This is a genomic window from Pullulanibacillus camelliae, assembly GCF_014642655.1.
GTDB classification, from domain to species: Bacteria; Bacillota; Bacilli; order Bacillales; family Sporolactobacillaceae; genus Pullulanibacillus; species Pullulanibacillus camelliae.
Window position 1 is genome coordinate 138,996 of sequence record NZ_BMIR01000001.1, and the last position, 18,969, is coordinate 157,964.

Sequence of the window (18,969 nt, forward strand, 5' to 3'; positions counted from 1 at the left end):
TTGTAAAACCAACTCCTGTGACTGGATAAAATTCGTTACATCGACTTGGTCGATATAGTTTCACTAAAAATAGTGCATATAAATAACACCGACCAAAGGTCGGCGTTAGCGTTTCCCTATTTATTAAGCATCTGCAGCACAACGGAATCCCATATTTCCTGTTGAGCTATCTGGGGTGTTCGCGCTACGAGCCGCCACTCGGTAGCGGTTGCAGTAAGAGTGATGACATAGATAGGATCCTCCTCTCACTACTCGGCTCGTCCCATTTTCTGCCCCTCTTGGATTTTGCCGACCACCACGACGATGAATACTGCGACTAAACCAATCGGAACACCATTCCCATACATTTCCCGACACGTTATACAGTCCAAAACCATTGGGTAAAAAGGAGCGTGCCGGCGCTGTTCCAGCATAGCCATCCTCTAAAGTATTGGTTTTGGGAAATTCCCCCTGCCAAATATTACATCGATGCTCGCCTCCTGGAGTCAGTTCATCCCCCCATGGATAGCGTTTTTGCTCAAGACCACCTCGAGCAGCAAATTCCCATTCAGCTTCAGTCGGGAGCCGCTTCCCTGCCCATCTGCAATAAGCCATCGCATCATTCCAGGAAACATGGATGACGGGATGAGCCAGACGCTCCTCTATAGATGATCCTAATCCCTCTGGACACTTCCAATAAGCCCCTTCTACAGCGAGCCACCAAGGCGTTCCTCGGACAGCATGTGATGCATGGGCTACTTTTTTAGGAACAAAGCTATAAAATACAAAGGACCAGCCAAAGCGCTCGGCTTCTGTTATATATCCTGTTGCTTCAATAAACTGAGCAAATTGTGCATTCGTTACCGTGCACGCGTCGATATAAAATGGATCAACCGTCACTTTTCTAACTGGACCTTCTCCATCCGAAGGAAACCCTTCTTTACTATTTGTTCCCATGAAATAACTGCCACCTTCTAGATAAATCATGTGACTGTGGTCCCTTGATTCTTGCATAATTTTTGGTTCTCTAACCGCATGATGTATCAGCTGTTCCTCCGACGCTCGACTGACCGAACAGCAACATGACATCTCCGTTTCCTTCAAGGCCCTTGTTTTCTCATTCTCTGTCGCCATAAAACACCCCTTTCCCTTTTCATCCTGCTCCTTTGTCATCATCAGGCCATTGCCCTCCGGTTAAGATAAAAGTTTATTGCTCTTAATCGCCTTTTCTGAACTGACATAGGAATAGCCCGAATGCACCCAAGCTATTCCTAGTGATATGATTACTTTTATATAAACTCGCGAGGATGACGTTTTGTCAATTCAGGTATCGCATATTCGCGTCCTGTTGCTTTAAGCTGTTCTATATACATTTTTAAGTTGCCTTTCGCGTGATAGGGCCCACCTTCTTTGATGACGGTCCATAAAGGGTCAATATCATAGGCCATACTCAGCATCATCTCATCATGCCATTGGTTAAGAAAATAGACAGCATCTTTACAAATTTCTGGATAGTGCTCAGCAACATCATGCTGTTCAAAGCAATCCTCTTTAATGTTGTACAGCATTTCTCTATTAAACAAATGATAGCCATCATGGTAAGTGCGCATATATAACCACTCTCCAAATCTCACACTTCGTTGGCAGACATGTGCACATTGGGAAATGACAAGATAATCACGGCTACAGGCTTCCCCCTTTTGTAAAACAGGCGCAAAGCTCTGTCCATCCCAAAATGACGCAGGCTCTAACCCAAATAGCTCAGCAAATGTTGGCGGCAAATCCAAGTGGTAATGAAAGCCATGATCCACATGTCCTTTTGGAGCACCAACACCAGGCCAACGAATAATCATTGGAATCCGACATGTCCCTTGATCAGCAGTTCCGTGCTCTCCATAAATTCCGAGTTCTCCTAGATTTTCACCATGGTCAGCTGTGATGACAATAATCACTTCATCCATAATGCCCTGTTCTTCAAGCGCAGCAAATATCATTCCGATATTTTCATCCATATGACGGACACCACAATCATAGCCATCAATCATTTCTCGCATATCCTCCATTGTTTGGATTTCTCCAGGATAGCGAGGAAATTCTGGAAGTCTATCATTATTATACATATTGACCTCATGTACACTATGTGGCCCAATTTTTTTCTTATGTGCTTCAAGAACTTCTTCTGTCATCCATTCAGGTAATGGTGCATTAGTAAACGGATTTCCAAAGCCCTTTGGAGCTCTATATGGCGTATGAGGGTCCCAATAGTTGACATATAACAGCCAATCATCTATTTGCCGATTCCGATCAAGCCAGTCCAAAACGGTTGGTGTTACCTCTTCGGCAGATTCCATGCCTTTTTTCCCGGTATTATGAATTTCATTAAACCCAGCATAGAAGGTCCAGGCAGAATGCCGCTCAGCAAAAGGACTGATCAATGTCGTTTTAAGCCCGGCAGAGCGAAATAACGCCGGAAAGCTCTCGGAAGCAAGTCGATCCTGGAACCCACGGTCAATCCCTTCAGGACGCACATCACCTGCTGTCCCTCCATGACCAACCACTCCATTATGAATGCCAAATTGTCCCGTCATCAATGCTGTCCGTGATGGAAAACAAGGGGCATCAGACGTATAATAATTGGTAAAGCGCACCCCTTCTTCGGCGATACGATCAATATTTGGTGAGGTTTCTCTTTGATAGCCATAGCATCCTAAATGCTCTGCACTCATCGAATCTAAATCCAAAAATAGTACCTTCAACTCATCCTCATCTCCTGTAATAAATTCATATCAATTAATCATTAAGACTACGTAACCAGATAAAGATAACCGCTTTAAAAGTTGAATTCTATGCTATTATTAATTTAGATTATATGAAATACTCATTCTAAACTCATGTATGATTTTACGATTTTATGTAGGATGCTCATCCGTATTTCAAAATAAGAGGGGTAAAAACAATGATTGCTTTCCATTCTGCTAACTTTGATGACTTTATTCCAAAATGGAGAACACCTAAAGAGGATCTGAGCCTAAACGTCCTTGCGTTGGTCACGAAAGGATCTGTACACTATACATTAAACGGTCAGAATCTTATCGCTGAAAGCGGAGACCTTTTATTCATTCCTAAGCATACAGAACGCGCAGGGCAGAACCTTGAAGGAACACCCCATCAAAAATATACCGTCCTATTTTATCACAGTGAAGAAGACGAGAAAGAAATCACCTTTTTAGGTCAACCAGAATGTTTAAAAATACATACGAGGCATTTTGACTATCTTAAACATCGTCTTGAAAGACTCTATGAGGAATTGCGAGGTCAAGAAAGGTTTCGTTCCTATATTTGTGTTGGTATACTCCAAGAATTGCTAGGGATGGTCTCAAGAGAGTTAGAACAGCCAGAGGTTACTCCGATGAAACTGCGCTATGTGCAAACCCTAAAAAACTATTTGTATACACATTATAGAGAATCCATCGATATTGAACAGTTAGCGCGTCTCATCCATCGCTCTCCGAACTATACGATTTCTATATTCAAAGATGTAATGGAAACATCGCCAATAAAGTTCATGCATCATATTCGAATGATGGAAGCTTGTAATTTGCTTTGTCATTCTGACATGACAGTCACAAGTATTGCTGGTTACCTGGGCTATTATGATGCCGCTTACTTTTCGCGGACATTCAAAGCGATCATTGGCATGTCGCCTCGCACCTATAGGCAACATGATACCCCACCACTATAGACTTAGACGCGCCCATCAATTCATTCTAGAACGAAAACGCGCCTATAAGTCTATATCCATGTTAAATCGTGATATGTGCCACTAACGGATAATGATCAGACGGATAGTTGCCTTCAAAGTGTTCTCTATGAATGTGGGACTGATGTAAGGTTATCTCTTGGGTTACAAAAATATAGTCGATCGGTTCCCCGCGTGTATCTCCCGAAAAATCATGGAACGTACACCCAATGGATTCCCCACTTGAGTTATCAAGCACCTGGTAACTGTTTTGCAAATGTACCCGGACCCCCTCAAGCTCTAATTGTCCATCGGCAAACCGAATGGTATCTGAATCTGGTGCAGCATTGAAGTCCCCCATTAATAAGGCAGGACAATGAAACTGTGCGATCAAGTTTTTCATTCTCGTCCATATTAATTGCATTCCCTTGGTTCGAGCTTCTTCACTAATGTGATCCAAATGGGTATTAAACGCTAAGAAGACCTTATGAGGATTTTCTTTATTCTGAAGCCGTCCCCATGTACAGATTCGCGGAAGATCCCCCCAATCATTACTCCCAGGGCGTTCAGGTGTTTCCGAAAGCCAAAAAGTGTCATGGTCTAAAAGTTGAAAAAATGCTTTATCATAAAACAAGGGATTGGCCTCATCATTTTCAGCTCGATACTCTCCAATCCAATGATAATTATCTAAAAGCTGTTCCACTGTCTTAAGCATATGAGGCTTTACCTCTTGAAGCCCTAAAAGATGTGGCTTTATAGAATGCATCAGCTTACCAATATATTCAGTGCGATACCCCCAAGCATTATCTCTATCACTTTCTACATCTACACGGATATTAAAGGTCATGGCCTTCACTTTCATTCTCTTCCCACCATTCTTATGGATGATCGATCGATTTTTAATAGAAGAAAAGAACTACAGATAGCTGCTTTCTTTTCCTCCTATCCTTTCCTCTTACTCTATAACTTCGGGCAGCTCACTTGAAAGTCCTTTTAAGGCGAAGCACTTTTTCTACTTATCGGCAGATAGGTGAGAAAGAAGCCTGGCCCTCACTGCTTGATTGGTCTTCTGCCACGACTAAAACTCATACATTATGGCAGCCGCTAAAGTTAGACTTATTACGTTCTTCTTGAGGGCGGGGTTAAAAGTGATAGTAAAAAATAATCCGAAGCTACTATGTATGTAGCTTTCGGATTCAACAATTAACTATATAATGCTTCAGGAAAGAAATGAAGCTGTTGTGTGGCTAATACTTTAAACGCCTCGGCATACCCCTGGTGGGGTGCTCCATAATCATTGTGGATAGACTGGAGTTGGCTGTACCATTTTTGTGCTTGATCGGCTAAGTACAGCGAAAGTCCCTCCCACTCCTCATTCTCAAATTGACTTTTATGGAGAAGTAAGGCAGTCAATTTTTTCTCCCAATAGGCTGTAATGTCATTATACGTATTGGGATAACTCGTCGCATAAAAGGCAACCTGATGCATAGGGTGAGGAGGACCTGCCTCCGGCCGAAAGGTATGACCACTCGCAAGAACAGCGGCTGCCACCGCCCGCCCCGTCTTATAATGATCAGGATGCGCCTCATAAGGCAGCCATGGATCGACAGTCATCACCATTTCTGGTTTTTCTAATCGCAATATAGGGAGCAAGGCTTGCATAACAGCCCTTTCAGTGTAGTCCCCACAGTCTTCAAAACCTAATTCATATTGTCTGTTCACTCCAAGATACCTTCCAGACTGTTCGCGCTCCTGACGCCTCTTCTGGATTAAGACTTCAGGTGAAACATCGGAATCCCGTGTGCCATAACGTCCATCCGTTACAGTCACAAAGCACACCCGGCACCCATTTTCAGCAAGTTGCCTAATGGTTCCCGCAGCCCCCACCTCATTGTCATCGGGATGCGGTTGCACACATATAATGGACTGCACCTCGTCGAATGCTTTCACCCCTAATTGTTCACTGATGTCCATCGGCTTTCCCTCATTTCAACATAGAACTGCCGTATTACCTACCCTAATCTTCACTTTTTCGGGCATAAAGCCAACATAAGTCTTAAGCCTTCCCAATACTTCTATTCATATGAAACGCTTTCAAAATAGCTGCTTAAGTTTGCACATTACTTGGTTAAGAACCTGTTTGTTTATGTATATGCTTATATTCCTCAATAAAATGACGGATATCCTCAAGCGATAGCCCCAATGCCTTAGCTTCTAATATCATACTAAGCCACTCTTTATCGATTTCCCTTTTTTGATCCATATATAGTATATCCCCCAGTACAGTCATCCTTAAAGAAGTATACGCCTTAACCCCTTATTTTTTATGGACAATCAGATCATTATCATTTTACATTCACGAGGTGAGGTTTTATAATTTTCTTTATATTAAACCTTTTCTCACTACACGAACGCTACACTGTATTAGGAGGAAACGTTATGCCTTTTCTGCAACAAGGAAAAGAGAGGATCTATTACATAGTGGAACCAGCGACGGAAGAAAAAAAACCGGAGACAATAGTTATGCTTCATAATAATATTACAGACCATTCATTGTTCGACCCAGTTGTGCCACTGCTTAATAAACGGTTTACAATCATCAGATATGATCTCAGAGGGTTTGGAAAAAGTGATTTAGGAGAGCAAGAGGTTTCATATGGTCTTTACATTAAAGACTTGCAATTTGTTATCAAGGCGCTGAAGCTTCAATCTTTTCATCTTGTGGGCATAGGATTCAGTGCATTGATTGCCGCCAAATATGCAACACGTAATGATAAAAAAATGAATAAACTCATTTTATTATCCATGCCCTGCCACCCACCGAATACAATAGAAAAAGTAAGGGAACACAGAAGAAATATAAGTCACTCAGGGGAAACCATTCCTATTGATTACATCACTCGAGTGGGGGCGTTGCTACCAACTGACCACCCATCCATCAAAAAATGGGTAAGCATTATTAAGCGCACAACGCCCCATTTTTACTATAAAATCATGGATCTATCCGTCAGTGGTACACCACTAGATGACTTAACTCACATCCAAAGTCCAACCCTTATCTTATCAGGAAAACAAGATAGACTCTTTCCACAGCATTACCTTATATCACATTTGCAGGACTTACCCCATTGTCATTATATCAGCATACCGAATTCATCAAACATGGTTGTCTTAGATAAACCCGAATCAACTGCAATGTTGATCGCGGATTTCATTAACGAGAAGACAAGTGTTCAACCGCTTCCGGATGAGCGGCTTGCAGCCATCTATGACGAAGTCAGAGCCTATAGCACCACAGGGCAACAGACTGTCTCTGAAAAAAAGGTCTATCCTCACACCATTGAAGCCAATTTAATGACAGCCTTTTATGTCGTCCTTAACGACAAACCCATTGTTAGCGGGTGGAATATGCGTTCAGCAAAATCCATTTTCATCTATTTACTGTTTCATCAAACCGTCACAAGAGATCAACTCTGTGAAGCTCTATGGCCAGAAATTCCAATTCGACAAGCCAAAAAGAACTTAACAGTCTATTTATCCTATTTAAAAAAACTTTTATCAGCAGTTGAACAAAGGGAGCCTGTTCTCATTACTGATCGCGAGCACATTCATCTCAATGCCACGATCAAATGCGATGCCCTAACACTGCTCACAGAATTACAGCATATATTATTTGAAACTGACACGGAAAGAAAATTTGTCTTAACGCAAGACTTACTCAGTCGCCTTATCACTATATCTTCACCCGCCATATACGATGATTGGTTTGTCAACTTTATAAATTGGGTGGAAACGAAGTTAATCGCTTTAATTCTGTGGGTCGCAGATGTCCTGTATGAAAAAGGCAACCGAAGTAATGCACTCGTTCATTTAAAAAGCTTTTATACCTTTTTTAATAAAGATGAGCAGATTAAAGAAAAAATAGAAGAACTCCGTCATGGTAAACAGAATATTTTATAGATTTATAATATTATTGATTTCACTTTTTGTCAAATCCTGTTAGGTTTTGTCGTTCATGGGATGCTCTCACATTAAAAACCTTTTTTCTTATCGCCAAGCCCTAATAGTGAAACCCAAAGTTGCACTTATTAAATTCTTCCGCAAAGCTATACATGCGACGTTAGAACAAAAGACTTGACCATTTTAACAAAAGGCTCAAGTAAAATGACAAAAAGGGCAAAAGTTAATAAATAGAGAATAAAGCCGAGGGAAAAGCCACTGCAAAACAAGGTGAGGATTTTAGAGGGAAGTAGGCCGAATAAATACAGCAAGACACAAATTGAACATGCATTAAATTTATTAAATATCCATAGTTACAGACAAGTAGAGACATGACAGAAATCTCAAAAAGCACACTAATAAGAGTCAGAGGTGGCTTATATTGCCGAGTATTCCTTTAGTGCTTTAGAACTTTTGTCTGATCAAGAAAATTGTCTTTCATCCATATGCCAACATTTAAAGGATGATGGAATTCTATAGTTCACCTTTTTCTGCCTAGTCGCTCGGGATATTAAAAAACAGACAATTACAGGTTTTTTTTCATTTATTTGATGCGTTGAAATACAGAATAAACCACTTGATAGATAAGCCTTTTTACTGTGTTTTGGGAACTTCTATGAATAATCTAGGTAAGGAATTGTTTTGTTGGTGATAATCCTACTATTTAAAAAGGTTATGGATTTGATCTAACATAATGGGATAGTTTGTAAAATTCCATATTAAAAGGCCTAAACCTTTATTGTATAAGGATTTAGGCCTTTTCCTTTATACAATAGCTTTGCTCAACTCACTGTTCCACCGGCCTCAACGATATCTTTTTCATAGGTAATAGTCGCCGCTATCGCAATTTCCAGCCCTCGAATAATATCATCAAGATGAAGTGACGGCTGTTGAAGCTTATCGGCAACCTGGGCAGGAATAAATGGAATATGGATAAATCCACCCCTCACCCCAGGTTTTTGCGCAAGATAATCCATTAACCCATAGAAAATATGATTACATACATAAGTTCCAGCCGTTTGTGACACTTCTGCCGGAATTCCCGCCTCTCTTATTTCTTTGACTATTGCCTTAATAGGCAATTTGGACCAGTATGCTGCTGGCCCACTGGGATTGATCACTTCATCAACGGGCTGCCTCCCTTTATTATCAGGAATTCGTGCATCATCAATGTTTATGGCAACCCGCTCAACACTAATAGCATAGCGTCCACCGGCTAAGCCGACACTGATCACAATATCTGGTTCCACTTCATCCAGCCACTTTTTAAGGAGCTCCCTTGATTCCCCGAAGACAACTGGTAGTCCTTTTCCGATGACTTCATAGCCTTTTATCGTTTTTCCATTCAGTGCCTGCATCGCTTCAAAGGCTGGGTTCACAGCCTCTCCATCGAATGGTTCAAATCCAGTGACTAATACCTTTGGCATCAACGATCACTCCTCTATTAAAAATGATAAACCAAGAAGTACATGAGAAACATATTAACAATAAAAATAGTAATGGCAGAGGGAATTTGCTTCTTTACAACGGCATTTTGATCCTCTAATTCAAATAACATGGCTGGAACAATATTAAAGTTTGCTGCCATTGGCGTCATAAGCGTTCCACAATATCCTGCAAACATGCCAAGTGCAGCCATAATCCCGGGATTACCTCCATGCATCTGTACAATAAAAGGAAGCCCAATGCCTGCGGTAATCACTGCAAAAGCTGCAAAGGCATTTCCCATTATTATAGTAAAAACCATCATGCCGAGACAATAAGCGAGAACTGCCACAAAGGCATTAGTCGTTGGCAAATAATCTCCCACTAAATCGGAAACCACCTTCCCCACACCTGCTGCAGCAAAAATGCCTCCTAATGTTGCCAGGAGCTGTGGCAGAAGCACCGCCCAGCCGACAGATTGCAGCAAACGACTCCCTTCTCGAGCGGGTACCTGCCATTTGGCTTTTGTAATAACCATAGCACCAACGAAGGAGAGAATGGCGGCAATACCTAATGAGATTAAAGTGACTTGCGTTGTATCAATCAGATGCCACTTTCCAAAATGGATGTGTCCCAATGTTAACGTTCCAATGACAGTGAAAACGGGAATCATTAAAGCAGGGATAAATAATTTTCCTTTTAGCCAATTGGCCTTTTCCAGCCGTTCCTCTTTTGTGCTTGTATCGCGCCCACCATTTTTCACTTGGCCGAGTGCTGAAAGAGCAACCATTGCTAAAATCATATAGCCAATAACAAGATGCGATACTTTATCCCCAATGATAAAAGTCATGGCGAAAAGAAACCAAAATAAACCAGATGTCCAGCGCTTCGGATGATTGCGATCAAGTAAAATTTGACCAGCCACTACTAGGACAATCACTCCAATTAAATAATATAGGAATTGCATCCCTAAAATATAAGGCATCTCAGTCCACCTCTTTATCTGCTGATTCTGGATTGTCTTTTGCCTGAGCTTCCACGGTGTGACCTTCTGATGAATGCGCCACCTGTAGTGCTGCCTGTGAAATACGACGGTCCAAGCGACGCAGTCTAAACCAGCTAATAATAAAAGCACTCAATGCGGTTGGAATTCCCCAAAATGCCATATTCCAGACACCAACATGCATGCCCTGTGTTTCAAAAAATCCTTTCATTAACAAAATCGCGCCCGTCGCAATAAAGATATCTTCTCCAAAAAACCACGCTGTGTTTTCCACTGTAGCCGCAAAGGTTTTGATTTCTGTAGATAGTTTTTCAGGGAGTGGGCCCTTTATCTTCGCTTTTGCCGCAGCTTCGGACATAGGGGCAACCAGCGGCCGAACCGTTTGCGGGTGTCCCCCTATATTCAGCCCAACAGCAGCTGAGATCTCACGTATTCCTAAGTATGTGAGCATCACTCGACCAGCTGTCGCATTTTTGACGCGCTTGATAATTTTCTCAGCCTGTTCCTTCAACCCATACCTCTCAAGGATGCCGATGACAGGTAATGTCATCGCAATTGCTAAGGACATATAGCGGTTTTCAATAAAAAACTTTCCAAAATCACTGACGATAGCGTTAAAGGACATTCCTGAAACCAATCCTGTAACAATGCCCGCTAATACGACCACTAACAATGTATTAAGACGTAGCATAAATCCAACAACAACGACTAAAATACCGATAAGTGATAACATATCTCCCCATCCTTTCTCTGCAATAGCATTCTTAAAGGCTATTATTTTCCACTGCTGTACACTTAAAGGGGGCTTATTCTATAGATTAAATTAAAAAGATTATTCAGACAAGTATTTAAAGTTGGAAAAATAACCAAACCCTACTTTAGTCATAGATAAAGGTTTATCCAAACACTATAAAAATCATAAGAAAAACCGGGCGAAAAGCATGCCCGCCCCTTGTCTGGTACAGAGCATTATCAGATATGGAAGGTGCTTTCATGCATGGTCAAGTGGATGGAGTACAAGGCGCGAGATTCGGAACACTCTAAAATCGTGTGTTCCTCGGGCGCCGCTGACTCATGATGCGGAGACTAGAGTCCTGCGGGAAGTGGGAGAGCGGTAAGACCTTAGCAGTACGAAGGCGCGAGGAGGCTTACCACTCCCCCGCGGAAAGCGAGCGGCCTGGAGCAGAAATCCGCACCGGCTTCATGACCAGAAATTTTACACTTTCTTTTCTTTTAAGAAAGCTTGGCTTGCACCCCTTCGCTGGTACTCCTGATGTGATTTTCGCCAATCACACACTTAGGGTGCCCGCAAGCTTTAATGGCGAAAGTCAAAGCCCGCCTTATACTCTCTTCCTTTATGAGCGGCAGCAGAGTTATACATTCTGATAGTATAAGAAAAATCAAGCGAAACATGCTCGCTCCCCATTTCAAAGAGTAAACTGTGTTTACCCAAAGACAGCATCAGTCAGTTGATTGGAACGAAATACACTCCGGCTCCTTCGGGAACAGCTCGAGGGCACTAAAAAACTACTGAAAGCTAAAGGTTTATACTAGCTGAAAGTATAAAAAATCCCCTCGAATCATTACGAAGGGATGCACAGTCATTCCTATTTTTCTTATGTTCACGCGACGTGCTCATTTAAAGTAAATAAACCGCTCCCCAGGGGCACTCATGTGGAATTTTTGTCCTGGATAGCGCTGCAGGAGATAATCTACAAAATAGCTTGGATTTTCACGGTTATTTGGAAAAAGATCATAATGAACAGGCATAATAAGGTCAGCTTTAATGCCAACACCCAAGTCAGCTGCTTCTCTAAAGCTCATATTAGGAACGATCCGCCGACCGATTCGAAAAAAGTCCCCACCATTAATGGGCAGGCACGCAATCTCTGGTTGAATGGTTTGTAATTCTTGATAGAGAGCAGCCGTTACCAAGGTATCACCACTGTGATAAACCGAGATCTCATCGCAAGTAAAAACATAGCCAACAAAGCTATCATTCCCTTGCTCATCACGCTCATAATCCGGATGAGCACTGGCAATAACTTGAATGGAGAACGCTCCAATAGAGAAAGGAGTATCTGCTTTCACTGCAACAGCATGCTGTAAACTCGGACAATGCTCTTGAGCATACTGCACATGTGGAGCTGGCATAAAAATTGGAGTCTCCGGAGAAACCTGTGCTAATCCTTCAATCGTTACTGTATCCAGATGGTCATCATGATGATGGGTAATAAAAACACCAGCAATTCCCTTCAAGTCTTCAGGAGCTAAGATTGGCGGAAAAACACGCCTAAATTCTGTTTCAGGGTTCTTTTGCTCAATCGCATCAGTTAAATAAGGATCAATTGCAATAAGCTGTTGCGCACTATTTTTGATAAGAAGGCCCGATTGACCTAAATTCCAGAGCGCTAATGCGCTCTTGGGAACCTGTGTTTCATGAATCTCTGCTAGTAAAGCCTTGCCCTTTCTATAAACATTCATCCAGCAGTCCACTCCCTTACCATTCAGCTACACTGCCATCCTGATGTCTCCAAATGGGATTTTTCCATTGGTGTCCCACATCCGCCATTTGTTTCACGTGTCCTTCATCAACGTCTATCCCTAGTCCGGGTCCTTGAGGTATGTTCACAAAACCTTCTTCATAATCAAATACTGAGGCATCTGCGATATAATCTAACAAATCATTCCCCTTATTATAGTGAATCCCTAAGCTCTGTTCTTGAATGAAGGCATTATGGGAGGAGGCATCCACTTGTAAGCATGAGGCCAAAGCAATCGGACCTAGAGGGCAATGAGGGGCAAGTGCAACATCGTAGGCTTCCGCCATTGCTGCAATCTTTTTACACTCTGTTATCCCGCCTGCATGAGAGAGATCTGGTTGGATGATATCGACGTACCCCTCAGCTAAAAGCTGTTTGAAATCCCACCTTGAAAACAGTCTTTCACCTGTAGCAATCGGGGTCGACGTAAAATGAGCAAGCTCACGCAGGGCTTCATTATTTTCTGGAAGAACAGGTTCTTCAATAAACATCGGTCGAAACGGCTCTAATTCTTTTACAAGAATTTTTGCCATTGGTTTATGTACTCTACCGTGAAAATCAATGCCTATCCCTACATAATCACCGACTGTTTCTCTGATCGCTGCCACTCGCTCGAGCACTTGATCGACCTTTTCATGCGTATCGATATAGTGTAATTCTTCTGTTGCATTCATTTTAATGGCTGTAAACCCTTGCTCTACAACCTTCTTCGCTGCTTGGCCTACATCGCTTGGGCGATCCCCGCCGATCCATGAATAAACGCGAATGCGATCCCGACAAGCACCTCCCATGAGTTCATGCACTGGGGCATGATGAAATTTTCCTTTGATATCCCAAAGGGCTTGATCAATTCCAGCAATAGCACTCATGAGAACAGGTCCGCCGCGATAAAAGCCACCGCGATACATGACATTCCAGTGGTCCTCAATGCGCAATGGATTTTTACCTATTAAATAGCTTTTAAGTTCTTGCACCGCCGCTTCAACTGTAGCCGCCCGCCCCTCGACAATCGGCTCTCCCCAACCACTTATCCCTTCTTCATCGGTCTCAACCTTGACAAAAAGCCAGCGTGGAGGAACAAGATAGGTCACCAGATTGGTTATTTTCACTTCGATTCCCTCTCCCTTTTTACGACTTGTATAGCTAGGAAAACTGCTAAGCAGGTTTAGCAATCATTCCATTTTTCATCCGGGTACCTACAGTCATTCCCAGGTCACCGAATATAGCAAGCGGTTCAGCACTTTGTTTTATCTTTATTCCATCAATCGCTGGGGGATTACATTCCTCTTGCCCGAAAGCCTTTAATTGCGGTCATTGCTCACAAGTGACGATTTTACTGCTCTTCTTTTTTAGGTTTAACGTATCCTAATCTTTCAGAAATTTGTTCAGCCGTATTAAGCAATTGGGCAATAACAGTGTCCTCATTTTTCGTAATGCGTTCCTTTGGTCCAGCTGTGCTAATCGCTGCCTTTAATTGTCCCGAAGCGTCAAAAATAGGAGCGGCGTAGCAATAAAGACCCTCTTCATTTTCCTCATCATCAATGGCATACCCCCATTCTTTAAAGTGTTGTAATTGCTGGATGAGCTGTTCACGATTGGTCACTGTCTTGGGAGTCAGTGCCTCTAACGCAATAGCATCAAGGAGTACCTCTCTTTCTTCAGTATCCAAAAAGGCAAGCATCGCTTTGCCAAGCCCAGTACAATACAATGGCTTTCTAGAACCTATTTCAGCACTCGTTTGAATGGAACGGTTATTATTGACTTTGGCGATATAGACGATCTCTTTTCCTGATAGCACAGCCATAAAGACGGTCTCTTCTACCTTCTCCATTAGCTGCTGAAGCAATGGCCTTGCATCTGAATGTAAATCGAAGGCTTTCAATGCCTTTGTGCCAATTCGAATAAACTTTGGTCCTAATTTATATCTCTTATCTGCTGATTGAGTTAAATACCCCTCTGTAAACATTGTTTGAATAATATTAAAGGTACTGCTTTGGGGAAAATCAAGGCTGGCACTGATTTCTTTCACCGATAAGCCTTGATCGTTATCAGCAAGAAGTTCCATGATTTCTAATACACGAGCAGCTGATTTAACGGACACACCTTTACACCTCACAGAAAATTACATATATGATCCAATTTATCTATATATGATTTTATATTTTGAATTTATCAAAAACAACGTAAAAATTCAATCCTTTTCTTTTATTTTATTTCCCATGTGCCTAAAAGCCTAATTTTAAGGTAAATCATTCCTTAAACCAATAGGAGCTTGCTGATATAACAACATTCTGTAGTCTTTCAATAAAAAAATAGGCTGAACCTTGAAGCTTTTTATTTCCCTTTAAAATGGAATAGGAGTAAGATATATTTTGGAATCCGAAATAAATAAGTAAAAAGAAGGGATCAGGCATTTTAGATCAAGAAAAACTTGTCAAACGAAACCTTATCATTATGTGGATTGCCAATTTCTTTATTGGCGCTAGTATGACGATGGTGATACCCTTTTTGTCCTTGTACATCGAAACCTTTGGCCATCATTCAGACAAATACGTTCAACAATGGTCAGGATGGGTTTTCGGTATCACCTTTCTCACCGCCTTTATTGTGTCACCGATTTGGGGACGATTTGGTGACCGCCATGGACGGAAAAAGTTTTTAGTCATTGCAGGCTTCGGCATGGCGATAAGTGTATTTTTGATGGGGTTTACGACATCGGTCTACCAGCTCTTTTTTCTCCGTTTACTCATGGGGTTTTTCTCAGGCTTTATTTCGATGTCGCAAGCACTTATCTCTACACAAACGCCCAAAAACATTGCCGGACGTGTCCTAGGAACCTTGCAAACTGGTAATGTTGCAGGAAATTTGATTGGTCCACTTTTTGGTGGAATGATTGCTGATGCTGTAGGTTTTTCAACCACCTTTCAGCTTACATCCATTACTCTAATTATTGCAGCTATTTTTGTCCTATTTGGCATAAAAGAAGTGAGACTCGAAAAACCAAAAGAGGAAAAGGTAAGATACTCAACACTTGCTGTTATTAAGCATATCGTCTTCAGTCCCATGCTTTTAATGGTTATGATTGTGTCCATGTTTGTGCAAATCGCTAACTTTAGTATTCAACCGATTCTTTCTCTCTATGTTAGTCTGTTACATGGACCATCAAGCTTAGCCTTTTTCTCAGGACTCGCTTTTTCATCAGCAGGACTAGGGAACCTCTTAATGGCACGAAAATGGGGTAAGCTTGCTGACCGATTCGGCTATGAAAAAATTACAGTACTCTTATTGTTCTTATCTGCCGTTTTCTATTTACCTGGTGCCTTTGTTTCAAATATTTGGGAGCTTATAGGCATCCGTTTTCTACTCGGTGTTGTGCTCGGTGGTATCATTCCATTGCGGACAGCTTATATACGCCAAGTGACGCCGTTATCTATTCAAGGAGAAGTACTTGGATACAATACCAGTGTCCGCTTTTTAGGTAATATTATTGGCCCTGCTTTCGGAGGCTGGATTTCTGGCCTTTATTCGATCGCAACCGTCTTTTATTTCACAAGCGGTCTCTTGCTTCTCAGCGGTATTGCAATGATGATAACAATGTATTGGGATTCTAAACATTCATCACATCACTATCCCGCGCATTCAAAAGCTTAAAAGTCTAATGTAATGAATGCTGATCGTCCAAAAAGCTTTTAGGTCTAATCCTATGCCTCTCTTATGAACGATTGGGAAGTATACGATTATCTCACTAAAAGATAGGGGTTACTTTAAAGAAGAGGCCTCCTCAACAATGGAGGCCTCTATTATTTATAACGATTTTATACAATACCTTCGCCGCTTCACTACTAAAATCTCATTTTCCAGCTAAAGTAATCATTATCCTCATTTTTAACGTATTTCAATCGCGCATTAAATGTGTTGCCTTTTTTACTCTTCAATCCTTTCACCATAACTTCACCATTTTTAAGCAAGCCCTTCACCATTGTCCTGGTCGGCTTCTTTTTCATTGAGGCTAGAAATTTATCATTCTTCCAAATAACAAAGCTGCAGCCCTTTTTCCAATTCGTGCACCCAAATCCTTTGTATCCCTCAATCACTGAATGCCCACAAACCGGGCATGCTCCTAGTACTTCATTTGTCCGCTTTGCTCGCTCTACTTCATGAATAATGGTGTCCTGACCGGCTTTGATGACATCAACTGACCGTCTAGTAAACTGAAAAATAAATTGTAAAAATTGCGTTTTACTAAAGGTGCGCTTTTCAATATCCGCCAACGCCTTCTCCAGCCGTCCTGTAAATTCGAGATCAAATAACTCTTTAATGGGAAAGGTTTCAACCAGCTTGCATCCTAATGGCGTACAAGTCAAAATCTTTTTCTCCGCGCGAATATAACCGATATCCTTTAACTTTTTGATCGTTTCAGCACGTGTCGCTGGTGTCCCAATACTAAAACCGCTTAAGATCGCTTTTAATGTGCCTTCATCCTGCTCTTCAGTGCTGTCGTCGATATGCTTGCCACAGGTTTCCATAACCTTTAATAGTGTTTTTTCCGTGTGCTGCTGAGGGGGCTTGGTTACATGTGTCGTTATTTCATGAGCTTTTAATGCAACGGCTTCTTGTTTTTCCACGTTTGGAAGCATGGCTTCCTTTGATTTTATCTGTTCAACCTTTTTCCATCCCTCAACAAGCTGAACGCGACCCTTTGATCTAAACTGTCCACTGAGTTTCGCATTAACCAAGGCTGTATGGAGTATGGTCTCTTCAAATTCAGCAATGGGCATGAATTGCATGATCAAACGATTTTTAATAGCCTCATAGACAATCGCTTCATCAGCCGTGAGTTTTTTCGGACGTACATAAGTAGGCATAATAGCACTATGGCTTTCTACCTTCGCATTATTAAAGACTCTCTTTGATTTATAAAAGCTGATCTCATGCTGATAAGGGAGCCCGTCTGTCACTTGCTTGAGAACCTTAGCTGTTTTACCGACCAAGCTCTCTTCTAAGGCTGTGCTGGCTGTCCGCGGATAGGTAATCAGCTTTTTTTCATACAGCTTTTGCGCAACTTTAAGGACTTTATCAGAGGTCCAACCTCTATATCTATTGGTAATATGTCCCTGTAGATTAGACAGATTGAATAAGTAAGGTGGATACTCCTTCTTCCGACTGACCTGCTTATCACTGACGAAGGCCTTTGAGTCTATGAGCGATTGTTGAACAGCTTCCAATGGCGCCTTCGCTTTAAACTTATCTTCCTCGTTTTCAAAGTATGTCCCTTCATAACGCTCACCTGTCTTTGTTTCAAAGGTAGCTTGAAGCTTATAATAATTTTCGGGTACAAATTGCTCAATTTCTTTATCTCGATCATAGATAATTTTCAGTGTGGGCAAGAGGACGCGACCAATATTCAACGCCTTCCCTTTTCCCTTCTGATATTTCAAGGTAGCCACAGACGTCAAATTAATGCCGATCACCCAATCGGCCCATTGTCTACTAACCCCTGCGTCCTGTAAAGGCCTGAGCTCAGTATTGGGTTTCAGACGCTTTAATCCATTCATCACCTCATCAGGTGTCCATTCATTCAGTAACAACCGATAAACCGCTTTATCTGTTTTGAAATGATAAATGATACTGTCACCAATCACCTGCCCTTCACGGTCGTAGTCACAGGCTGAAATGATCGTATCAACCTCTCTACGTTTGAGGAGCCTCTCAATAATTTTAAGCTGTTTTTGCGCCCCGCTATCTGGCTTGTCCCTATTTCTAGGATTGCTTTTTACTTTATATCTGAAAGAATCGGGAATGAAAGGAAAAAACTCCATTTTCCATTTTGCGAATTGCTGATCATAGTCCTTCGCATCGTACAGCTGTAATAAGTGGCCGAACGCCCAGGTTACTATGTAATCCTCACCTTCAAAATAGCCCTCTTGCTTTGTTTTAATCTTAAGTGCATCTGCAATATTTTTCGCCACAGATGGCTTTTCTGCTAATATTAATTTCATCTTATTCATCACCTAGCTTATTTGTCCAATCAACATTGGAATTAACGACTGAAGGAAAAGACAAGGAATCGAGGAACAAACGAGGTCATCAATCACTTTAAAGAATGATAGTCTATGATAAGTTTAACACTCCAATTAAAAGAAAAGAAGAGGGTGAGACAGAAGTTTTCAACTCACAGAGAATCCGAACGCATCACAATTTTGAAGACATGCATTCGGATTTTAAGTGAGTGATGAAGCGCTCCGTCAAAACACGTCGCTTTCCGCGGGCACCGCCTCAGG

At 41.7% G+C, this 18,969-nt stretch carries 15 protein-coding genes and 1 pseudogene; 4 read left to right on the plus strand and 12 right to left on the minus strand.

The window, feature by feature from the left end; genetic code table 11:
- Positions 1-123: 123 nt before the first annotated feature.
- Together IEW82_RS00590 and IEW82_RS00595 are read right to left on the minus strand one after the other, a co-directional pair.
- On the minus strand, positions 124-1,113 hold the full coding sequence (locus IEW82_RS00590; RefSeq protein WP_373285684.1) for a formylglycine-generating enzyme family protein: 990 nt from the start codon (positions 1,111-1,113) through the stop codon (positions 124-126).
- A 155-nt stretch (positions 1,114-1,268) separates the two neighbouring features.
- Positions 1,269-2,735: a sulfatase family protein gene (locus tag IEW82_RS00595; RefSeq protein ID WP_188687819.1), complete on the minus strand. Its 1,467-nt coding sequence runs from the start codon at positions 2,733-2,735 to the stop codon at positions 1,269-1,271.
- 200 nt (positions 2,736-2,935) lie between these two features.
- On the opposite strand from IEW82_RS00595, the gene IEW82_RS00600 reads away from it, so the two are divergent.
- Positions 2,936-3,721, plus strand: a complete 786-nt coding sequence (locus tag IEW82_RS00600; protein WP_188687821.1) for an AraC family transcriptional regulator — start codon at positions 2,936-2,938, stop codon at positions 3,719-3,721.
- A 61-nt stretch (positions 3,722-3,782) separates the two neighbouring features.
- On the opposite strand, the gene IEW82_RS00605 is transcribed toward IEW82_RS00600, so the two are convergent.
- The 3 genes from IEW82_RS00605 to IEW82_RS00615 all read right to left on the minus strand — a co-directional run bounded on the left by IEW82_RS00605 (position 3,783) and on the right by IEW82_RS00615 (position 5,981).
- Entirely contained in the window at positions 3,783-4,580 is a 798-nt protein-coding gene (locus IEW82_RS00605; RefSeq protein ID WP_188687823.1) for an endonuclease/exonuclease/phosphatase family protein, read from the minus strand.
- A gap of 341 nt (positions 4,581-4,921) precedes the next feature.
- The gene (locus tag IEW82_RS00610; protein WP_188687826.1) at positions 4,922-5,692 is read right to left on the minus strand and encodes a PIG-L deacetylase family protein; all 771 of its coding nucleotides are present in this window, start codon (positions 5,690-5,692) and stop codon (positions 4,922-4,924) included.
- Positions 5,693-5,846: 154 nt separating this feature from the next.
- Positions 5,847-5,981, minus strand: coding sequence for an anti-repressor SinI family protein (locus IEW82_RS00615; RefSeq protein WP_188687827.1), 135 nt, complete (start codon positions 5,979-5,981; stop codon positions 5,847-5,849).
- A 176-nt stretch (positions 5,982-6,157) separates the two neighbouring features.
- On the opposite strand from IEW82_RS00615, the gene IEW82_RS00620 reads away from it, so the two are divergent.
- Both IEW82_RS00620 and IEW82_RS19910 read left to right on the plus strand, forming a co-directional pair.
- A complete protein-coding gene (locus IEW82_RS00620) occupies positions 6,158-7,678 on the plus strand; it encodes an alpha/beta hydrolase (protein WP_188687829.1) in 1,521 nt (506 codons plus the stop codon).
- A gap of 230 nt (positions 7,679-7,908) precedes the next feature.
- Positions 7,909-8,118: pseudogene (locus IEW82_RS19910) on the plus strand (recombinase family protein); the annotation flags it as partial.
- A gap of 381 nt (positions 8,119-8,499) precedes the next feature.
- On the opposite strand, the gene pcp reads toward IEW82_RS19910, so the two are convergent.
- From pcp to IEW82_RS00650, 6 genes are all read right to left on the minus strand, one after another.
- Positions 8,500-9,144, minus strand: a complete 645-nt coding sequence (gene pcp / locus IEW82_RS00625) for a pyroglutamyl-peptidase I (RefSeq protein ID WP_188687831.1) — start codon at positions 9,142-9,144, stop codon at positions 8,500-8,502.
- 17 nt (positions 9,145-9,161) lie between these two features.
- Complete coding sequence (locus tag IEW82_RS00630; protein ID WP_268237319.1) at positions 9,162-10,127, minus strand: DUF979 domain-containing protein; 966 nt, start codon at positions 10,125-10,127, stop codon at positions 9,162-9,164.
- Between the two features lies 1 nt (position 10,128).
- A complete protein-coding gene (locus tag IEW82_RS00635) occupies positions 10,129-10,878 on the minus strand; it encodes a DUF969 domain-containing protein (protein ID WP_188687833.1) in 750 nt (249 codons plus the stop codon).
- Between the two features lie 902 nt (positions 10,879-11,780).
- Complete coding sequence (locus IEW82_RS00640) at positions 11,781-12,629, minus strand: MBL fold metallo-hydrolase (protein WP_188687835.1); 849 nt, start codon at positions 12,627-12,629, stop codon at positions 11,781-11,783.
- Positions 12,630-12,645: 16 nt separating this feature from the next.
- The gene (gene dgoD, locus IEW82_RS00645; RefSeq protein WP_188687837.1) at positions 12,646-13,797 is read right to left on the minus strand and encodes a galactonate dehydratase; all 1,152 of its coding nucleotides are present in this window, start codon (positions 13,795-13,797) and stop codon (positions 12,646-12,648) included.
- 224 nt (positions 13,798-14,021) lie between these two features.
- Positions 14,022-14,789: an IclR family transcriptional regulator gene (locus tag IEW82_RS00650; protein WP_188687839.1), complete on the minus strand. Its 768-nt coding sequence runs from the start codon at positions 14,787-14,789 to the stop codon at positions 14,022-14,024.
- 353 nt (positions 14,790-15,142) lie between these two features.
- On the opposite strand from IEW82_RS00650, the gene IEW82_RS00655 reads away from it, so the two are divergent.
- Positions 15,143-16,339: an MFS transporter gene (locus IEW82_RS00655; protein WP_188687841.1), complete on the plus strand. Its 1,197-nt coding sequence runs from the start codon at positions 15,143-15,145 to the stop codon at positions 16,337-16,339.
- Between the two features lie 191 nt (positions 16,340-16,530).
- Here the strand turns inward: IEW82_RS00655 and IEW82_RS00660 are convergent, their stop codons facing one another.
- Positions 16,531-18,687, minus strand: a complete 2,157-nt coding sequence (locus IEW82_RS00660; RefSeq protein WP_188687843.1) for a type IA DNA topoisomerase — start codon at positions 18,685-18,687, stop codon at positions 16,531-16,533.
- Positions 18,688-18,969: the final 282 nt, after the last annotated feature.